Consider the following 16855-nt stretch of genomic DNA (forward strand, 5'->3'; position numbering starts at 1 on the left):
TCCGCCGCGGCGTGCACCCGTTCCTGACGGGATCCCCCGCGCCCCGCCCCCTCGCGCCCCGCCCCCCGGCCGGCGCCCGAGGCCCGCCCAGGAGACCTCATGACCTCTCGCGATTCGAATATTCGTTCGGATGTAGATTCCGGTTCACCGCTGAGCCGCCGCGCCTTCGCCACCGCCGTGGGCGCGGCCGCCGCCACCGCCGCCGTCGGCGTACAGGCCGCCGCTCCGGCCGCCGCCGCTCCCTCGACACCGCAGCGCGGTGCGACCGCGGAGCGGCCGTTCCGCGCCGCCCGCGGCAGGCACGCCCGCCGTCCCAACATCCTGTTCATCCTCGGCGACGACCTCGGCTGGGCGGATCTCTCCTCGTACGGCGCCCCGCACATCCGGACGCCCCACCTGGACGAGCTGGGGCGCCAAGGGGTGCGGTTCACGGACTCCTACTCCGGGTCCGCCACCTGCTCCCCCACCCGCTTCAGCCTCTACACCGGGCGCTACCCGGGGCGTACGAAGGGCGGACTCGCCGAGCCCATCGCCGACAGGTCCGTGGGCCTCGAACCCACCCACCCCACGCTGGCGTCCCTGCTGCGCGGCGCCGGGTACGCCACCGCGCTCATCGGCAAGTGGCACTGCGGCTACCTGCCGGACCACAGCCCGACCAGATCGGGCTGGGACGAGTTCTTCGGCAACTTCGGCGGAGCCCTGGAGTACTACTCCAAGCTCGGCCTGGGCGGCGAGTACGACCTGTACGAGGGCGACGCCGAGTACAAGGACCTGCGGTACTACACGCGGATCCTGACGGAGCGTGCGAGCGAGTACGTGAGCCGTGATCACGACAAGCCGTGGCTGCTCAATCTGAACTTCACCACCCCGCACTGGCCGTGGATCGCCGACGGGGACACGGAGGCCGGCGCCGAGATCGTCCGCAGGATCAAGGCCGGTGACCGGGGGGCGCTCTGGCACGCGGACGGCGGCTCGGTCGAGAAGTACACGGAGATGGTCGAGGACCTGGACCGCTCGGTCGGCGAGGTACTGAAGGCGCTGAAGCGGTCAGGTCAGGAGCAGGACACCCTCGTCTTCTTCGCCAGCGACAACGGAGGCGAGCGGTTCTCCTACAACTGGCCGCTCTCCGGCAGCAAGAGCTCGCTCCGGGAAGGCGGCATCCGGGTCCCCTCGGTGCTGCGCTGGCCCGCACGCGTGGACGGCCACCAGGTCAGCGACGTCCCGGTGTTCTCACCCGACTGGACGGCGACCCTGCTGGAGCTCGGCGGTGCCCGGCCCGACCCCGCGTATCCGCTGGACGGCGTCAGCCTCGCCGGATACCTGCTGCGGGACGAGGCCCCGAAGGAGCGCGACCTCTTCTGGCGGGTGCGCGGCGAGCGGGCCCTGCGGCGCGGCGACTGGAAGTACTACCGGGGACGCGACGGGACCGACCAGCTGTTCAATCTGGCCGACGACCAGCGCGAACAGGCCGACCGTGCGGCGGCCGAGCCGCAGCGGCTGGCAGGGCTGCGGGCGTCGTGGGAGAAGACGGACGCCGGCCTGCTCCCCTATCCGACGGGCTCGTGAGCCCGCGGGGCTGACCGGCCCGCGGCCGGTCAGCCCCCGGCCGCCGGCGGGGCGGAGGCGTCGAGTCCCTTGCCGCTCTTCGCCTCGATCGACAGGGAGCGGTGATCGATCACGTACGTCGTCCTCCCCTCCAGCACCCCCAGCAGGGCGCGCTCCAGCTCCATCTCGGGGCCCGGGCACATCTTCCTGGTGGAGGTGAGCGGGCCGAAGGTCAGGGTGGATCCGGAGACCGCCGCCGTGCCGTGGAAGGAGTTGCAGCCGAGGCTGCCCTCCACCGAACCGTCCTTGCCGAAGGTGAGGTGCGCCTTCTTCTCCGTACCGGCGGGCAGGGAGGCGTCGGTACCGCCGGACACCAGGCCGGTGACCTTCCAGGCCGTTCCGGTGAGCGGGGCGGACGGCTCGGTGGAGACGGTGCCGCTGCCGTCCCCGGAATCCCCGGATCCCGTTCCGGAACCCGACTCCGTGCCGCAGGCGGCAAGGGTGGAGAAGGCGAGAACACCGAGGACACTGGCGGTCATACGTTGTGTGCGCATGGCGTTGGGACGGATCGAGCAGCCGATCCGGTTCCCCCTCAGCCCATCAGCGGAAGGAGCGGGGCGAGATCGGCCCGCTCACCACTCGCGCTGACCTGCGCGGCTTCGAGGGCCTCCGCCCAGCGCAGACGTCCGGTGGCCAGCCTGATCCAGGTGAGCGGGTCCGTCTCCACGACGTTGGGCGGCGTACCCCGGGTGTGCTTGGGGCCGCCGATGCACTGCACGACGGCGAACGGCGGTACACGCACCTCGACGGAGCCGCCGGGCGCCCGGTCCGCGAGGGCGTCGGCGAGCAGCCGGGTGCAGGCGGCGAGCGCCTGCCGGTCGTAGGGGATGTCGAGGCCGGTCGCCCGGTGCAGGTCGTCGGTGTGGACGACCAGTTCGACGGTGCGGGTGACCAGGAAATCACCCAGCCGCATCGTCCCGGACCGGGCCGTCACCAGCCGGTCCCCGGCGTCAGCGGGCACCAGCGCGGTGAACCGGTCCGCGGTCTCCTCGTACAGCGCGTCGAGGTCGGGCCGCCCCTCGGCCAGTTCCCGGGTGTGGCCGGCGACGGCCGCGGAACCGCCGGCGGTGGAGAACGGCCACTCCAGCAGCGAGACCTCCGGCCTGGGCCCCCCTGGTGCCGGCAGCTCCATGGCCCGGCTCACCCGCTCCAGGGCCATGGTCAGGTGCGCCGCGAGCTCCCGCACCGTCCACTCCCCCAGCCCCGGCTGCGCCAGCTGCTCGGCCGTCAGGCCGCGCACCGCGTCCCGTACGTGGGCGAACTGGGCCAGGACGGCGGTCCTGGTCCGGGTGACGTCGTAGGCGCGGGGGCGCTTCTTGGCCGGTGGCATGGAGGCGAGACTAACCGGCGGGTCCGACAGTGCCCTCTCAACTCCTGTCGAAGTCCGCCGCGTCGGGGAGGACGACGCCGGTGCACCCCCGGCGCTCGGTTGCGTCGGTGACGTAGGCCCGGAACAGGGGTTCCAGCCGGTCGCGGACGATCCGGTCGTACGGATACGCCACCCACAGCACATGCACGGCGGGACGGCCCCCGCAGACCGAGGACGCCCACCAGACACCACTGGAGTCCGTGCCCGCGGTGCCGGGAGCGAGTTCGGTCGTCTCGTTGACCCTCCCGGTCCGCAGGCCTCGGGCGCCGTCGCCGACGTACGTCTCGGTCTTCGCCCACCAGGGGAGGTACCTCAGCACGTCCTCCAGCGTCTGCGGATAGCCGGAACTCTTCGCGTATCCGGGGTGGATCCTGCGGGTCTCCTTCTCCCCCAGCGCCAGCACACAGGCGTCGTGGTCGCTCGCGCGGCCCGCCGGGGAGGCCAGTGCCCGGTCGGGAAGGTCTCCCCGCTCCTCCGTGGTGAGGAAGTTCCGGTACCAGGCGCAGGTGCCTCCCGTGGCCGACGGGGCGCCGAACTCCTTCGTCGGCTCGGGGAGATCGGCGGGCAGCCCGGGGAGGTCGGCACGGCACCCCGCGCGTCCAGCTGCCCGGTCCACCGCCTGACGGGCCAGCTCGGCAAGACCGCGACGGTCCTCGGACGTGACGCGCCGGTCGTACTGGGCGACGGCCGACGCCTCGACCGAGGCGACCTCTCCGCCCGTCGCGCAGTGCGCCCGAGCCGTCACCTTGTACTCGTCGTAGTCGCCCAGCCTTCCGTCGCCGAGCGGGTACGGAACCGCGTGGCTCACGACCGGCGCCGTGCCCTCCTCGTCCCTGTACGGGCGGCGGAACGGCTCGTCCTCCTGCTCGTCGATCTCGTCGGCCGTCTCCTCCGCGTCCGGATCCGCGGAGTGCAGGACGAGAGACATGGAGAAGTGGCTGTAGGTCGTCCCCGGACCGCCCACCCGGTAGACGCGACAGCCGCTGTAAGGCATCTCGGTGGACACCTCGTACCGGTCGTCGGTCTTGACCCGGTCGATCCCCCCGCCGTCGAGCCCGAGGACGAGGCCGGGATCGATGAGGCCTCCGCACGCCGCCGCGATGCGCTCCCGGCTCTCCCCACGGTCACGGAGGTCGACGACCTCCATGACGAGGGCCCAGCCGCTGAGCCCGATCCCGGCGACGGCAAGCACGCACAGCAGGATGTTGAAGGCGTTGCCCCAGGGCCCGTGGTCGGGCCACTCCCGTATACCGCTCTCCTGCTGCTCGCTGCCCCGATCGTCCACCGTCGCCCCCCGTACGGCCCCGCGTGCGTCGATCGCCAAGCTATCAGCCGCTGCTGACAGCCTCCGGGACCGTGAACGCCTCGCCGCCGGCCGGTACGCCGGCGCCCCGCCAGGTGAAGGGAATTCCGCGCGCCACGTCGAGGTCCGGGTGGTCCATGAGCTGGAAGTGCACATGCGGCTCGGTGGAGTTGCCGGAGTTCCCGCAGTGGGCGAGCAGCTGCCCGGCCCGTACGGTGTCGCCGGCCCGCACCTGGAGGGACCCGCGCCGCAGATGGGCGTACACGGCGTACGTCCCGTCGCCGAGGTCGAGAACCAGGTGGTTCCCGACGATCCAGCGGGCGCCCGCCATGTCGCGCAGGGACGCCTCCACCAGCATCAGATAGGCCAGCGCCGGGCCGGAGTTCCTGCTGAGGTGGTCGCGCCTGCCGTCGCTCGCGTGCACGACGGTGGCGTCCGCCGCAGCGACGAGCGGGGCGCCGAAGGCCGGGAAGTCGCGGTTGGGCCGGGCGACCGGCCACAGCCACCGGAAGGGGGGACGGCTTCCCTCCTCCGGTTCGGCGACGATGTCGATCGCGTACGTCTGCCCGTAGCCGTGGGTGCCGTGGCTGGGGACCTTGTCGGCCGGGCTGTTGAGCGCGACCCAGCGCCCGGTCACCGGTGCGCCCACCTCGACGGCCCGCCGGTCCTCCGCGATGTCCGCACGGCTGCGGCGGCCCACCAGGAGGCCGATGAGAATCGCGGCGCCCGCCGGCACGAAGACCAGCCAGAACGGGACGAGCCGTTCGGCGACGAGGTCCGCCACCAGCAGAGCGACGAACGCGAGCCAGCAGCATCGGTAGAGGATCATCGCGGCCTTGCGTGCGGACATGGGGTCCCCTCGGTCGGCGTGCGTACTCACGGCCGGGCGGCCGTGAGCACCACCAGCAGCGGCACCACCCGGGCACCGGGCACCTCGTAGCGCCCGCGACCCGTCGTGTGCAGCCAGCCCGCGCCGGTCAGCAGGCGCAGGTGGTGGTAGATCTGGCCGGTCGTACCCGTGTCGTCCGACTCGGCCAGTTCGGCGGCCGTGCGGCGGCCGCCGAGGATCTCGCGGAGCAGCCGCAGCCGGACCGGGTGCCCGAGCGCGGCCAGGGGTTCGGCGGCTTCCGCCCAGTCGGGACGGTCCTCGTCCGTGCTCCCCAGGAGCCCCGCGGCGAGCGCCCCGTATTGCCACTCGTAGCGCTCACCAGCCGGCAGCGTCACCGCCCCCGTGAACAGCACCCCGCCGTCCGCCGCGGCCTCCCCGGCCTGTCCGAGCTGGTCCTTCAGCCCGTCCAGTGCCCAGAAGTCCCCGACCCCCAGCTCAGGCTTCCCGCCCCCGGCAGCCGACTCCAGCACCGCGAGGCGGCGCTCCAGTTCGGCGACGCGGTCCTCGATCTCCATGGCTTCCACATTACGTAATTACGTAATCTCAGTCAACGAGTGCCGCGGGAATGCCGAAGCCCCCGTCCGGTCGACCCGGACGAGGGCTTCGGTACAGGTGGGACCTAGGCGAACAGACCCTCCAGGGTTCCCTCGTGCGCCGTGCGCAGCTCGCTCAGCGGGATGCTGAACTCGCCCTGGACCTCGATCTCCTCGCCGTCCACGACACCGATCCGGGCGACGGGCAGACCCCGCGCACCGCACATGTCGTTGAAGCGGAGCTCCTCGCTGCGCGGGATCGACACGACCGCGCGGCCCGCCGACTCCGAGAACAGGAAGGTGAACGCGTCCAGCCCGTCCGGGACGACCAGCCGGGCGCCCTTCCCGCCGCGCAGGCAGGACTCGGTGACCGCCTGGATCAGGCCGCCGTCCGAGAGGTCGTGCGCCGCGTCGATCATGCCGTCGCGGGAGGCCGAGATCAGGATCTCGCCGAGCAGCTTCTCGCGGCCCAGGTCGACCTTGGGCGGCATGCCGCCGAGGTGCTGGTGGACGACCTCCGACCAGGCGGAGCCGCCGAACTCCTCCGCGGTGTCGCCCAGGAGGTAGAGCAGCTGGCCCGCTTCGGCGAACGCGACCGGCGTGCGCCGGGTGACGTCGTCGATCACACCGAGGACGGCCACGACCGGCGTCGGGTGGATCGCCGTCTCACCGGTCTGGTTGTAGAGCGAGACGTTGCCGCCCGTCACCGGGGTGCCCAGCTCCAGGCAGCCGTCCGCGAGCCCACGGGTGGCCTCGGCGAACTGCCACATGACGTCCGGGTCCTCGGGCGAACCGAAGTTCAGGCAGTCCGAGATGGCGAGCGGCTTGGCGCCGGACGCCGCGACGTTGCGGTAGGACTCGGCCAGCGCGAGCTGCGCCCCCGTGTAGGGGTCGAGCTTGGCGTAACGGCCGTTGCCGTCGGTCGCCATCGCCACGCCCAGGTTCGACTCCTCGTCGATCCGGACCATGCCGGCGTCCTCGGGCATCGCCAGCACGGTGTTGCCCTGCACGAAGCGGTCGTACTGGTCGGTGATCCAGGACTTGGAGGCCTGGTTCGGGGAGCCGACCAGCTTGAGGACCTGCTCGCGCAGCTCCGCGCCGTCTCCCGGACGGGCCAGCTTCCCGGCGTCGTCGGCCTGCAGCGCGTCCTGCCAGGACGGGCGGGCGAACGGGCGGTGGTACGTCGGGCCCTCGTGGGCCACGGACCGCGGCGGTACGTCCACGATCTGCTCGCCGTGCCAGAAGATCTCCAGCTGCGTGCCCTCGGTCACCTCACCGATGACGGTGGCGATGACGTCCCACTTCTCGCAGATCTCCATGAAGCGGTCCACGTGCTGCGGCTCGACGATCGCGCACATGCGCTCCTGCGACTCGCTCATGAGGATTTCCTCGGGCGAGAGAGAGGAGTCGCGCAGCGGCACGGTGTCCAGCTCGACGCGCATGCCGCCGGAGCCCGCGGAGGCCAGCTCGCTCGTGGCGCAGGAGAGCCCGGCGCCGCCGAGGTCCTGGATGCCCGCGACGAGCTTCTCCTTGAAGATCTCCAGGGTGCACTCGATGAGGAGCTTCTCCTGGAACGGGTCGCCGACCTGGACGGCGGGGCGCTTGGTGGGCTTGGTGTCGTCGAAGGTCTCCGAGGCCAGCACGGAGACGCCGCCGATGCCGTCGCCGCCGGTGCGTGCGCCGTAGAGGATCACCTTGTTGCCGGGCCCGGAGGCCTGGGCCAGGTGGATGTCCTCGTGCTTCATCACACCGATGCAGCCGGCGTTGACGAGCGGGTTGCCCTGGTAGCAGGCGTCGAAGACGACCTCGCCGCCGATGTTCGGCAGGCCGAGGCAGTTCCCGTAGCCGCCGATGCCCGCGACGATGCCCGGCAGCACCCGGCGGGTGTCGGGGTGGTCTGCCGCACCGAAGCGCAGCGGGTCGACCACCGCGATCGGACGGGCACCCATGGCCAGGATGTCGCGGACGATGCCGCCGACGCCCGTGGCCGCGCCCTGGTAGGGCTCGATGTACGAGGGGTGGTTGTGCGACTCGACCTTGAAGGTGACCGCGTAACCCTGGCCGACGTCGACCACACCGGCGTTCTCGCCGATGCCGACGAGCATCGCGTCGTTGGCGGGGACCTTCTCGCCGAACTGCTTGAGGTGGACCTTGCTGCTCTTGTAGGAGCAGTGCTCGGACCACATCACGGAGTACATGGCGAGCTCGGCGCCGGTGGGACGGCGGCCCAGGATCTCGCGGATCCGGGCGTACTCGTCCTCCTTGAGGCCGAGCTCCTTCCAGGGCTGTCCGGCGTCCGGGGTTTCGGCCGCGTGCTTGACCGTGTCCAGGCTCATGCGTTGACCAGCTTCTTGATGATCGAGGTGAAGAAACCCAGGCCGTCGGTGCGACCGGTGCCGATCAGCGGCTCGACGGCGTGCTCCGGGTGCGGCATCAGACCGACGATGTTGCCCGCGGCGTTGGTGATGCCGGCGATGTCGCGCAGCGAGCCGTTCGGGTTGACGTCGGCGTAACGGAAGGCGACGCGGCCCTCGGCCTCCAGCTCGTCGAGCGTGTGCTCGTCGGCGGTGTAGCGGCCGTCCACGTTCTTCAGCGGTACGGAGATCTCCTGGCCCGCCGTGTAGTCCGAGGTCCAGGCGGTCTCCGCGTTCTCCACCCGCAGCTTCTGGTCGCGGCAGATGAAGTGGAGGTGGTTGTTGCGCAGCATCGCGCCGGGCAGCAGGTGCGCCTCGGTCAGGATCTGGAAGCCGTTGCAGATACCGAGGACCGGCATGCCGGCCTTCGCCTGCTCGATGACGGTCTCCATCACCGGCGAGAAACGCGAGATGGCGCCGGCGCGCAGATAGTCGCCGTAACTGAATCCGCCCGCCAGGATGACCGCGTCGACCTGGTGGAGGTCCTTGTCACGGTGCCAGAGGGATACGGGTTCGGCACCCGCGATCCGCACGGCCCGCAGGCTGTCCTGGTCGTCGAGCGTGCCGGGAAAAGTGACGACGCCGATACGGGTGGTCACTTCTCCTCCTCCACCTTGACGGTGAAGTCCTCGATGACGGTGTTGGCGAGGAAGGTCTCGGCCATCTCGTTAATGCGGGCGAGGGCGGCGTCGTCGACCGGCCCCTCGACCTCGAGCTCGAAACGCTTTCCCTGGCGAACGTCCGCGATTCCCTCGAAGCCGAGACGGGGCAGTGCGCGCTGCACAGCCTGTCCCTGCGGGTCGAGGATCTCCGGCTTGAGCATGACGTCGACTACGACGCGTGCCACTGGCACTCCCGATGTGGTGTGGTGCGGCTGTGTCTCCGAGGGGTTCCCCAGATCCCCGCGGGTCCACTCAGCGTACCTGGCCCGAAATTCTACGCGGGTAGATATCGGATGGGCCCGATCACGGCGGGATATCGGGGGCGCGACATCCGGAGGAAAAGTCCGGGGAGAAAATCTTCACGCCGATTGCATGCGTGCGCACCGGGGCAACACGCTGACGCAATTGGCCGGGCTTCACAATGCCGCTCCTGCCGCTGTACAAATGAATACCAGGGAAAGCACGATTGCCCCGGAACAGTCGACACCAGTCGATCCGTATCCGCCCAGCCGCCGGAAGGCCGGCATCAGCGCATGTCAGACGCGACGATGCCGCAGGAAAGGACCGATATCCGTGACTCAGCGCGTCGTGGTCACGCTCTCCGACGACATCGACGGGGGAGAAGCGGCGGAAACGGTCACCTTCTCCCTGGACGGGAAGTCGTACGAGATCGACCTCAATCCCGCCAATGCAGAGAAACTGCGTAAGGCGCTGGCCCCGTACGTCACGGCCGGCCGAAAGCAGACAAATACCGGCAAGCGCGGCAAGGCCCCGGTGGCGTACCACCACACGTCGCTCGCACCGGACCCCGCGGCCGTACGCGCCTGGGCCCGTTCGCACCGGATGGAGGTGCCGGCGCGCGGCCGGATCCCCAAGAAGGTCTACGAGGCGTTCAACGCCGCCAGTTGAGCGCAACGCCCGGAATGTTCCGTTCCGGTAGGACGCCCGCAGGTGCCGCGGGTGACACCCCGGGGAGCCGACTTGCACAACACCCCCGCAGGTCGGCTAGAGTCTGGAGCACGCCGAAGGGCAAGGCCGAAAAGCCGGGTCCGACGCAGCGTGCGGGTGTAGTTCAGTAGTAGAACATCCCCCTTCCAGGGGGAAGGCGCAGTGTGCAATTCCTGTCACCCGCTCTACATCGCCTTACCGGACCACCTAGTGGATCAGGTAGAGTGGTGAGCGCTCCACCGGTGAAAGCCGAGTGGTAGCAATGCGGACGTAGCTCAGTTGGTAGAGCGCAACCTTGCCAAGGTTGAGGTCGCCAGTTCGAACCTGGTCGTCCGCTCTTGATTCAAAGGCCCCGGTCATTTCGACCGGGGCCTTTGACGTTTCCCGGTCGTCGCCGCACGTGGTGTGCCGGCGCCGGGGGATCCAGGCCGAATGACCCTGACCGCACTGGCCCGGACAGCACTCGCGGTGTTTGCTGTGCAGCGGTGGTTCCGACGGGATCCGCGTGACCGAGCCCGACGGGGCCGAGGGGGAAGCGTTGTGTGGGTGGGCACGCAGGTGCGGAGCTGGAAGGGCCGCAGCAGCTTCGGGAAGATCGATCTCTACACGCGTGGTTCCCTCCACTGCCTGGCGTGGATCTCGGTCGTGCCCCCGGCTCTGCTCTCGGCGACACGGCCCGTGCGGGAGTCGGGCGCGCCTGCCGCGCTGATCGCCGGGACGGTGCTGGCCGCGCTGGGACAGGCGTTCTGCTCGAAGCCCCTGCTGACCCGCGCGCTCGACACCTACCTCGGCCGGCCGTCCGTCGACCGACGACTGGTCGCCCTCGGGGCCGCACTGCTCCTCGCCGGCGCGTCGGGCGTGGTGGCTCTGGCGGGCTACGCCGGGGCCGAGGGGTTCGCCGAACTGCCCCTCGCCCTCGGCGCGGTGGTCGTGCCGTTCATGATCTCCCTGACCCTCGTGGTGCCCCTGTGGGCGGGTGCCCTGTTCCTGGTGGTCACCGCTGCGGGCCTGTGCGGCGGTGTGGCGCTCGCGGGCGGAGACGGCTCCACCGTGCTGGGCGTGTTCCTCGGCGTCGCCCTCGGGGGCGCCCTGATGGCGACCACCACGCGGTTCTCCGCCTGGTCCCTGGGAGTGATGGCCAGACTGAACGGCGCCCAGGAGGTGGAGACCCGGCTGGCGGTCGCGGAGGAACGGCTGCGGTTCGGGCGGGACATGCATGACGTGCTGGGCCGGAACCTGGCCGTGATCGCGCTGAAGAGCGAGCTGGCGGTCGAGCTGGCCCAGCGCGGGAAGCCCACCGCCCTGGACCAGATGGTCGAGGTGCAACGCATCGCGCGCGCCTCCCAGCAGGAGGTCCGCGACATCGTGCGGGGATACCGGGAGGCCGACCTCGGTGCGGAACTGCAAGGCGCCCAGGGGGTCTTGCGGGCAGCCGGTATCGAGTGCACCGTGCGCGGCGACGGCGGGCGGCTTCCCCCCACGGTGCAGTCGGCGCTCGGCTGGGTCGTACGCGAGGCGGCCACCAACGTGCTTCGTCACGGCGATCCCCAGCGGTGTGACATCCAGCTGGAGACCGGGCGCGACGGGGTCCGGCTGCTGGTCGAGAACGACGGGGTGACGCCGGGCAGGGACGTCGCCCCAGGGGGCGGCTCAGGACTCCCCGGGCTCCGGGAACGCCTGGCCGCGGTCGGGGGCTCGCTGGAGGCCGGACCGACGGGCGACGGACGGTTCCATCTGGCCGCGGCCGTCCCGCTGCCCTCGCCACGGAACACCGCACCCTCCCGGCTGGAGAAGACATGACATCCGCGACGGCCCCCGTCCGCGTGCTGCTCGCCGACGACGAGCACCTGATCAGGGGTGCGCTGGCCGCCCTCCTCGCCCTGGAGGACGACATCGTCCTGGTCGCCGAGGCGGCGACGGGCCCGGAGGCCCTCGCCATGGCCCTGGCGCACCGGCCCGATGTGGCGGTCCTGGACCTGGAGATGCCGGGCGCCGACGGTGTGAAGGTCGCCACATCGCTGCGTACCGGACTGCCCGGCTGCAAGACCATGATCGTGACGAGCCACGGCCGGCCCGGGCATCTGAAGCGCGCCCTGGAGGCCGGCGTCCGGGCGTTCGTACCGAAGACGGTCAGCGCCCGGCGGCTGGCCGAGATCATCCGTACCGTGCACGCCGGAAACCGCTATGTGGAACCGGAGTTGGCGGCCGACGCGATCTCCGCCGGGAACTCCCCGCTGACCGCCCGTGAGGCCGAGCTCCTGGAGCTGGCGGCGGACGGGGCGTCGGTCGCCGAGATCGCCGAGCGGGCTTCGCTCTCCCAGGGCACGGTGCGCAACTACCTGTCGGCGGCCGTGTCCAAGCTCGGTGCGGAGAACCGTCATGCGGCGGTGCGTCTCGCACGCGAGAGAGGTTGGGTATAGTGAGCAGCGCGCTACGGCGCACGCGGACGTAGCTCAGTTGGTAGAGCGCAACCTTGCCAAGGTTGAGGTCGCCAGTTCGAACCTGGTCGTCCGCTCCACGCGAGAAGGCCCCGGTCCTCAGGACCGGGGCCTTCTTCCGTTCACACGCCCTGGGCCGGCCAGTTGGTACCGGTCAGGAGTTCGTAGGCGTCCAGGTACTTGGCCCGGGTGGCGTCGACGATCTCCTGCGGCAGCGCCGGGGGCGGCTGCTCGCCGCGGCGGTCCCAGCCCGAGGCCGGGGAGGTCAGCCAGTCGCGCACGAACTGCTTGTCGTACGACGGCTGCGCCCTGCCCGGCTCCCAGCTCTCGGCGGGCCAGAAGCGCGAGGAGTCGGGCGTCAGCACCTCGTCCGCGAGGATCAGCTCCTCGCCGCCGTCCGCGGTGGGCGCGAAGCCGAACTCGAACTTCGTGTCCGCGAGGATGATCCCGCGCTCACGGGCGATGTCCCGGGCACGGCCGTAGACGTCCAGCGTCGTGCGGCGCAGCACCGCCGCCGTCTCGGGGCCGACCTCACGGGCGACCTCCTCGTACGAGACGTTCTCGTCGTGATCGCCGACCGCGGCCTTCGTGGCCGGGGTGAAGATCGGCCCCGGGAGCTCGGATCCGTCGACGAGGCCCTCGGGCAGACCGAGGCCGCAGACCGTACGCGTCGCGTCGTACTCGACCAGGCCGGAGCCGGTCAGATAGCCGCGCGCCACGCACTCGACGGGGACCATCCGCAGCGAGCGGCAGATCAGGGTACGGCCCGCCCAGTCGGCGGGTGCCCCGGCGGGGAGCTCCGTCGACAGCACGTGGTTGGGGACGAGATCGGCGAGCTGGTCGAACCACCACAGCGACAGCTGGGTGAGCACGCGGCCCTTGTCCGGGATCTCGGTGGGCAGGACCCAGTCGTACGCGGACATGCGGTCGCTGGCGACCATCACGAGGTCGCCCGCCTCGTTCCGGTACAGGTCGCGCACCTTGCCGGTGTGCAGGTGGGTGAGCCCCGGCACCTGCACGGGCTCGGGCTTTTCTACGAAACCGGACACGCTGCCTCCGCGTAGGTTGATCCAGGAGTCGTTCCGATTGTCCCGCATGCGCGGAGCCCTTGCCGACAGGGGTCGCCCCGTGGACAGGGGCAGCGCGGCGGCCGGGCCGGACAAGCGCTCGTCCCGTGTCGGGAGCGGGGATTCCGCTTCTCAGTCGCGCTTGCAGATCCGGTCGAGCAGATTGGCCGTGGCCCGCTGGATGCGGGGGTCGACGTGGCCGGGGCGGTCCAGCGCCGGGGACCAGGCGAAGGTGCCCGAGGCGAACACGAGCGCTCCCGACGGAGCGCGGTACAGCGAGGTCTCCTGGTGCCGGGTGACCCCGTCGCCGTCGGCGTACGGGGAGTGCGCGAGCAGCATCCGGCTCTCGTGCTCGGGCAGCGCCGTGCGCGGGAAGTAGCGGTCGGCCTCGCCGGCGACCAGCCCGTCGATCTCGTCGCCCTCGGCCGCGCCGGTGGCCTCCCACAGCCAGTGCGAGGCGTTCCGCACGACCAGGGGGTGGGGGTCGGGGACCCGGCCCGCGTACTGGATGCCGAGGAGCTGCTGCTCGGGGCGGTCGATCTCGCGCCACAGCGCGGACTTGCCCGGGCCGCGGCGCTTGCGGCAGGTGAGCAGGCGGTCGGGGACGCCGGAGGCCGACGGGCCGAGGCCGACCTGCCAGTACATGGTGTTGGCCGAGAGGAAGACCAGCGAGGTGCCGGTGTCCCGGGCCAGCTCGGCGGTGCGTCGCATCGGCACCGACCAGTACTCGTCGTGACCGGGGAAGACGAGACCCCGGTAGCGGCTGGGATCGATGCGCCCGGCGTGCAGGTCGCGGGCGTCTGCGTACGCGAGGTCGTAGCCGTAGCGCTCGGCCCAGCGGATGAAGTCGTAGGCGTGGCCGACGTGGAGGGGCAGGCCGGCGCCCGCGTAGGGGCGGTCGAAGGAGAGGGTGACCGCGGCGTCCTCCTCGCCCAGCAGCCGGCCCTCCTCGTCCCAGGCGTGGTACAGGCTCGCGCCGGTGCGGCCGTCCTCCGGGTAGAGGTTGTAGGCCTGCCAGGTGACGTCGGGGAGCAGGAGCAGCAGGTCCGCGGGGTGGTCGTCGCGGACCGTGAAGGGGACGTGCGAGCGGTGGCCGTCGGCGGTGGTGAGCACCGCGACGTAGGCGCCGACCGACCAGTAGCTGGGGATCTGAAGCCGCCAGGAGAGCCACCAGTGATGGCAGGAGACCGTCCGCTCGGCGGCCAGCGGCGCCGGCTGCACGATGCCGGAGAGGCGCGGACTGGTGGTGATCTTGGCAGCGCCGTCGCCCGCGTAGTGCCCGATGCGGTAGACGTCCACGGAGAACTGCTGGGGCGGGTCCACGGTGATGTGGAAGTCGATCGCCTCGCCGGGTGCCGCGGCACCGGGCGACACGAACCCCTTGATCTGCTGGCGCACGTCGTCGGCGGTGCGCATGCCGCCGCCCGTTCCCCCGCGGTGCCGGTCAGGATCGGCGTACCAGGGGACGACGTGGCCGGTGTCGTCGAAGTAGTTCTCGCTGCCTCGCAGCCAGGGCAGCGGGCCCTGTCCGAAGGGGTCGCTCACGGCATGCGCGAGGGCACCTGATTCCCATCGCCGGATCTGCTCCGCCCCCATCCCGCGCCCCTCCCTCGTCCCCCGGAAACATCTGGTGCGCCGATCGCGGCGCCACCCCCAGCACATCACATTACGCACGCGCTCCGTCACCGTTCGTCGCGAATTGACGGGAACGGAGCCTGCTCTTCCGCGTATTGAGGGGATATTCAGGACATTTCCCCATCTAGGTGGACGGACGGCCGTTCAACTCGGGGAGGCCGTCACCCCACACGCACCTCTCAGCCCAGGCGTACGGGTTTGTCGGTCCGCACCCCTCAACCCAGGCGTACGGGTTTGTCGGTCCGCACCCCTCAACCCAGGCGTACGGGTTTGTCGGTCCGCACCCCTACCGCGGTGAGCCAGGACCGCAGCGGCTCCGCGTCCCCGTCCTCGACGAGGCTGAGCACCGGGGCACCGAGGTCCGACCGGCGGCCGCCGTCGACCAGCAGCGCGGGACCGTCCAGCCAGTCGAGCCCGGGCGCGGCGCCCGCCGTGTCCACCGCGGCGCAGCACACCATCGCCACGACGTGGTCGGCGAGCAGTTCCGTGCCCGTGCGCGGCGGCTGGAGCGGGAAGAGCGGGAGCGGGACCGGCCCCCAGAGGTCGAGGGGATCGGCGCCCGCTGCGGGCGGTGCGCCGTCCACGGCGGCAGCACCGCCACGGGACCTCGGTGCCGCCTGTTCCTCGTCGTGTGCGAGGGCGGCGCCGATCTCCTCCGCGAGGGCCTCGCTGTCGGCGCCCGGGGTGGCGAGGTGGTCGATCACACGCGCCAGTGTGGGGACGGCGGAGCCGCCGGTACCCGCGGCGCCCTGCGCACCGACGGACACGCTCGTCGCCACCCCCATGGCATCGAGCACCCTGTGCAGGCGGGTGGCCTCCGTACGCCACTTCCGGTCCACGACCTCTTCCGGGTACTGCTGCCAGTCGACGGGGGCCCAGCCGGGTCCGGCCTCGGCCGGACCGCCGTGGAAGAGCCGCGCGGCCAGCAGCGAGGCCGCCTCGTCGGCAGCACCCGGCTCCTCGATCAGATCGCAGGCGGGGCGCTCCCCCAGCCGGGAGGTGAAACCTTCGGCGAGCCGGTCCCGCCGGGAGAGCTCGGTGAGAGCGGAGACGACGCCGGCGTCCAGCCTGGAGGGCCAGCGCCCCATCCTCCAGGCCGGCAGCGCCACCCGGGTCAGCAGCCGGTCCCAGCCCGCGTAGGCCAGCCCGACCTGCTCCTGGGCGACGATCCGCAGCCCGTAGTCCACCTCCTGGGCGCGCCCCGACGCGGCGGCGGCGACGCAGCGCTCCATCTCCGCCGCGTGGCCCCGGCAGCCACGGAGCAGCATCCTGGCGATCCAGCCCACGAAGGCCGCGGGGATCCTGCGGACGAACCCCTGACCGGGCACGGCGGCATCGGCCACCGCCGCGTCCAGGCCGCGGACGAAACGGCGGGCGGCGGCTATGTCGGGGTGGGCGGACGGCCCGGTGCCCGCGACGACCGGGGCGAGGACCGCCCGCAGCTCGGCGACCCTCATCCACCACAGGAACGGCGAGCCGATCACGAGCACCGGAGCCGCCGGGACCCTGCGGCCCCGCCGCGTCCCGCCGGGCCTCCTGCCGCCCGGCTGGGCGGCGGGGTGCGTACGGTCCTCCAGCCAGCTGTCGCAGTCCGGGGTCAGCTCTATGGCGGACGGCGCCGGGACGTCGAGCCGGTCGGCGAGGTCACGGACCAGCCGGTAGAGATCGGGGGCCGCGGCCTCGGTGAGCGGCACGGTCGGGCTGACCGCGGGCCTCGCCCGCGCCACGGCGACGGCCACCGCCGCCGCCAGCAGGAGGACGACGACCGCGCAGGCCGCCACCGCCCAGCTGACCGTGGACCACACACCTGGGCCGATGTGCCCCTGGGCGCCCGCGACGAGCAGCACGACGGCCGCGCCCGCCGGCAGGATCGCCAGGGCCGTGGGGGGGGGGGGGGGGGGGGGGGGGGGGGGGGGGGGGGGGGGGGGGGGGGGGGGGGGGCGCGGGCGGGGGCCCCCCCCCGCCCCCCCCCCCGCCCCGGCCCCCCCCCGC

General features: G+C 71.8%; 15 protein-coding genes and 3 tRNA genes. 7 read left to right on the plus strand and 11 right to left on the minus strand.

Annotation, left to right across the window (positions count from 1 at the left end; all coding sequences use genetic code 11):
- Positions 1-99: 99 nt before the first annotated feature.
- Positions 100-1566 carry a sulfatase-like hydrolase/transferase gene (locus ACIRJR_RS35445; protein ID WP_403788603.1) on the plus strand — a complete coding sequence of 489 codons (1467 nt, stop codon included), beginning with the start codon at positions 100-102 and terminating at the stop codon, positions 1564-1566.
- 29 nt (positions 1567-1595) lie between these two features.
- Here the strand turns inward: ACIRJR_RS35445 and ACIRJR_RS35450 are convergent, their stop codons facing one another.
- The 8 genes from ACIRJR_RS35450 to purS form a co-directional block, all read right to left on the minus strand.
- Entirely contained in the window at positions 1596-2084 is a 489-nt protein-coding gene (locus ACIRJR_RS35450; RefSeq protein WP_403788605.1) for an META domain-containing protein, read from the minus strand.
- A 53-nt stretch (positions 2085-2137) separates the two neighbouring features.
- Positions 2138-2935 (minus strand): sterol carrier family protein, encoded by a 798-nt coding sequence (locus ACIRJR_RS35455; RefSeq protein WP_403788607.1) that lies wholly within the window; start codon positions 2933-2935, stop codon positions 2138-2140.
- A 37-nt stretch (positions 2936-2972) separates the two neighbouring features.
- Positions 2973-4298, minus strand: coding sequence for a hypothetical protein (locus ACIRJR_RS35460; RefSeq protein WP_403788609.1), 1326 nt, complete (start codon positions 4296-4298; stop codon positions 2973-2975).
- A gap of 4 nt (positions 4299-4302) precedes the next feature.
- Positions 4303-5127 (minus strand): M23 family metallopeptidase, encoded by an 825-nt coding sequence (locus ACIRJR_RS35465; RefSeq protein ID WP_403788611.1) that lies wholly within the window; start codon positions 5125-5127, stop codon positions 4303-4305.
- Between the two features lie 26 nt (positions 5128-5153).
- Positions 5154-5681 (minus strand): ArsR/SmtB family transcription factor, encoded by a 528-nt coding sequence (locus tag ACIRJR_RS35470; protein WP_403788613.1) that lies wholly within the window; start codon positions 5679-5681, stop codon positions 5154-5156.
- 104 nt (positions 5682-5785) lie between these two features.
- Entirely contained in the window at positions 5786-8035 is a 2250-nt protein-coding gene (gene purL, locus ACIRJR_RS35475) for a phosphoribosylformylglycinamidine synthase subunit PurL (protein ID WP_403788615.1), read from the minus strand.
- On the minus strand, positions 8032-8712 hold the full coding sequence (purQ, locus tag ACIRJR_RS35480; RefSeq protein WP_387398743.1) for a phosphoribosylformylglycinamidine synthase subunit PurQ: 681 nt from the start codon (positions 8710-8712) through the stop codon (positions 8032-8034). Before purQ ends, purL begins: the two co-directional genes overlap by 4 nt.
- Complete coding sequence (gene purS, locus ACIRJR_RS35485; RefSeq protein WP_015610108.1) at positions 8709-8960, minus strand: phosphoribosylformylglycinamidine synthase subunit PurS; 252 nt, start codon at positions 8958-8960, stop codon at positions 8709-8711. Before purS ends, purQ begins: the two co-directional genes overlap by 4 nt.
- Before the next feature lie 388 nt (positions 8961-9348).
- On the opposite strand from purS, the gene ACIRJR_RS35490 reads away from it, so the two are divergent.
- From ACIRJR_RS35490 to ACIRJR_RS35515, 6 genes are all read left to right on the plus strand, one after another.
- Entirely contained in the window at positions 9349-9684 is a 336-nt protein-coding gene (locus ACIRJR_RS35490) for an Lsr2 family protein (RefSeq protein WP_403788617.1), read from the plus strand.
- 152 nt (positions 9685-9836) lie between these two features.
- Positions 9837-9908: transfer RNA gene (locus ACIRJR_RS35495), tRNA-Gly, on the plus strand.
- 79 nt (positions 9909-9987) lie between these two features.
- Positions 9988-10060: transfer RNA gene (locus ACIRJR_RS35500), tRNA-Gly, on the plus strand.
- A gap of 209 nt (positions 10061-10269) precedes the next feature.
- Positions 10270-11523 carry a sensor histidine kinase gene (locus tag ACIRJR_RS35505; RefSeq protein ID WP_403788619.1) on the plus strand — a complete coding sequence of 418 codons (1254 nt, stop codon included), beginning with the start codon at positions 10270-10272 and terminating at the stop codon, positions 11521-11523.
- Positions 11520-12143, plus strand: coding sequence for a response regulator (locus tag ACIRJR_RS35510; protein ID WP_403788621.1), 624 nt, complete (start codon positions 11520-11522; stop codon positions 12141-12143). Before ACIRJR_RS35505 ends, ACIRJR_RS35510 begins: the two co-directional genes overlap by 4 nt.
- Before the next feature lie 22 nt (positions 12144-12165).
- Positions 12166-12241: transfer RNA gene (locus ACIRJR_RS35515), tRNA-Gly, on the plus strand.
- 42 nt (positions 12242-12283) lie between these two features.
- Here ACIRJR_RS35515 and ACIRJR_RS35520 read toward each other — a convergent pair.
- The 3 genes from ACIRJR_RS35520 to ACIRJR_RS35530 form a co-directional block, all read right to left on the minus strand.
- Complete coding sequence (locus tag ACIRJR_RS35520) at positions 12284-13210, minus strand: phosphoribosylaminoimidazolesuccinocarboxamide synthase (protein WP_403788623.1); 927 nt, start codon at positions 13208-13210, stop codon at positions 12284-12286.
- Between the two features lie 150 nt (positions 13211-13360).
- The gene (locus ACIRJR_RS35525) at positions 13361-14824 is read right to left on the minus strand and encodes a N,N-dimethylformamidase beta subunit family domain-containing protein (protein WP_403788625.1); all 1464 of its coding nucleotides are present in this window, start codon (positions 14822-14824) and stop codon (positions 13361-13363) included.
- A 290-nt stretch (positions 14825-15114) separates the two neighbouring features.
- Entirely contained in the window at positions 15115-16710 is a 1596-nt protein-coding gene (locus tag ACIRJR_RS35530; RefSeq protein WP_403788627.1) for a hypothetical protein, read from the minus strand.
- Positions 16711-16855: the final 145 nt, after the last annotated feature.

This window comes from Streptomyces sp. NPDC102402 (assembly GCF_044765765.1).
Lineage (GTDB): Bacteria > Actinomycetota > Actinomycetes > Streptomycetales > Streptomycetaceae > Streptomyces.

Excerpts from the sequence above, each read along its gene's own strand:
- ACIRJR_RS35445 (WP_403788603.1), top strand. The coding sequence starts at position 100 with ATGACCTCTCGCGATTCGAATATTCGTTCGGATGTAGATTCCGGTTCA.
- ACIRJR_RS35450 (WP_403788605.1), bottom strand. The coding sequence starts at position 2,084 with ATGACCGCCAGTGTCCTCGGTGTTCTCGCCTTCTCCACCCTTGCCGCC.
- ACIRJR_RS35455 (WP_403788607.1), bottom strand. The coding sequence starts at position 2,935 with ATGCCACCGGCCAAGAAGCGCCCCCGCGCCTACGACGTCACCCGGACC.
- ACIRJR_RS35465 (WP_403788611.1), bottom strand. The coding sequence starts at position 5,127 with ATGTCCGCACGCAAGGCCGCGATGATCCTCTACCGATGCTGCTGGCTC.
- ACIRJR_RS35470 (WP_403788613.1), bottom strand. The coding sequence starts at position 5,681 with ATGGAGATCGAGGACCGCGTCGCCGAACTGGAGCGCCGCCTCGCGGTG.
- purL (WP_403788615.1), bottom strand. The coding sequence starts at position 8,035 with ATGAGCCTGGACACGGTCAAGCACGCGGCCGAAACCCCGGACGCCGGA.
- ACIRJR_RS35510 (WP_403788621.1), top strand. The coding sequence starts at position 11,520 with ATGACATCCGCGACGGCCCCCGTCCGCGTGCTGCTCGCCGACGACGAG.
- ACIRJR_RS35525 (WP_403788625.1), bottom strand. The coding sequence starts at position 14,824 with ATGGGGGCGGAGCAGATCCGGCGATGGGAATCAGGTGCCCTCGCGCAT.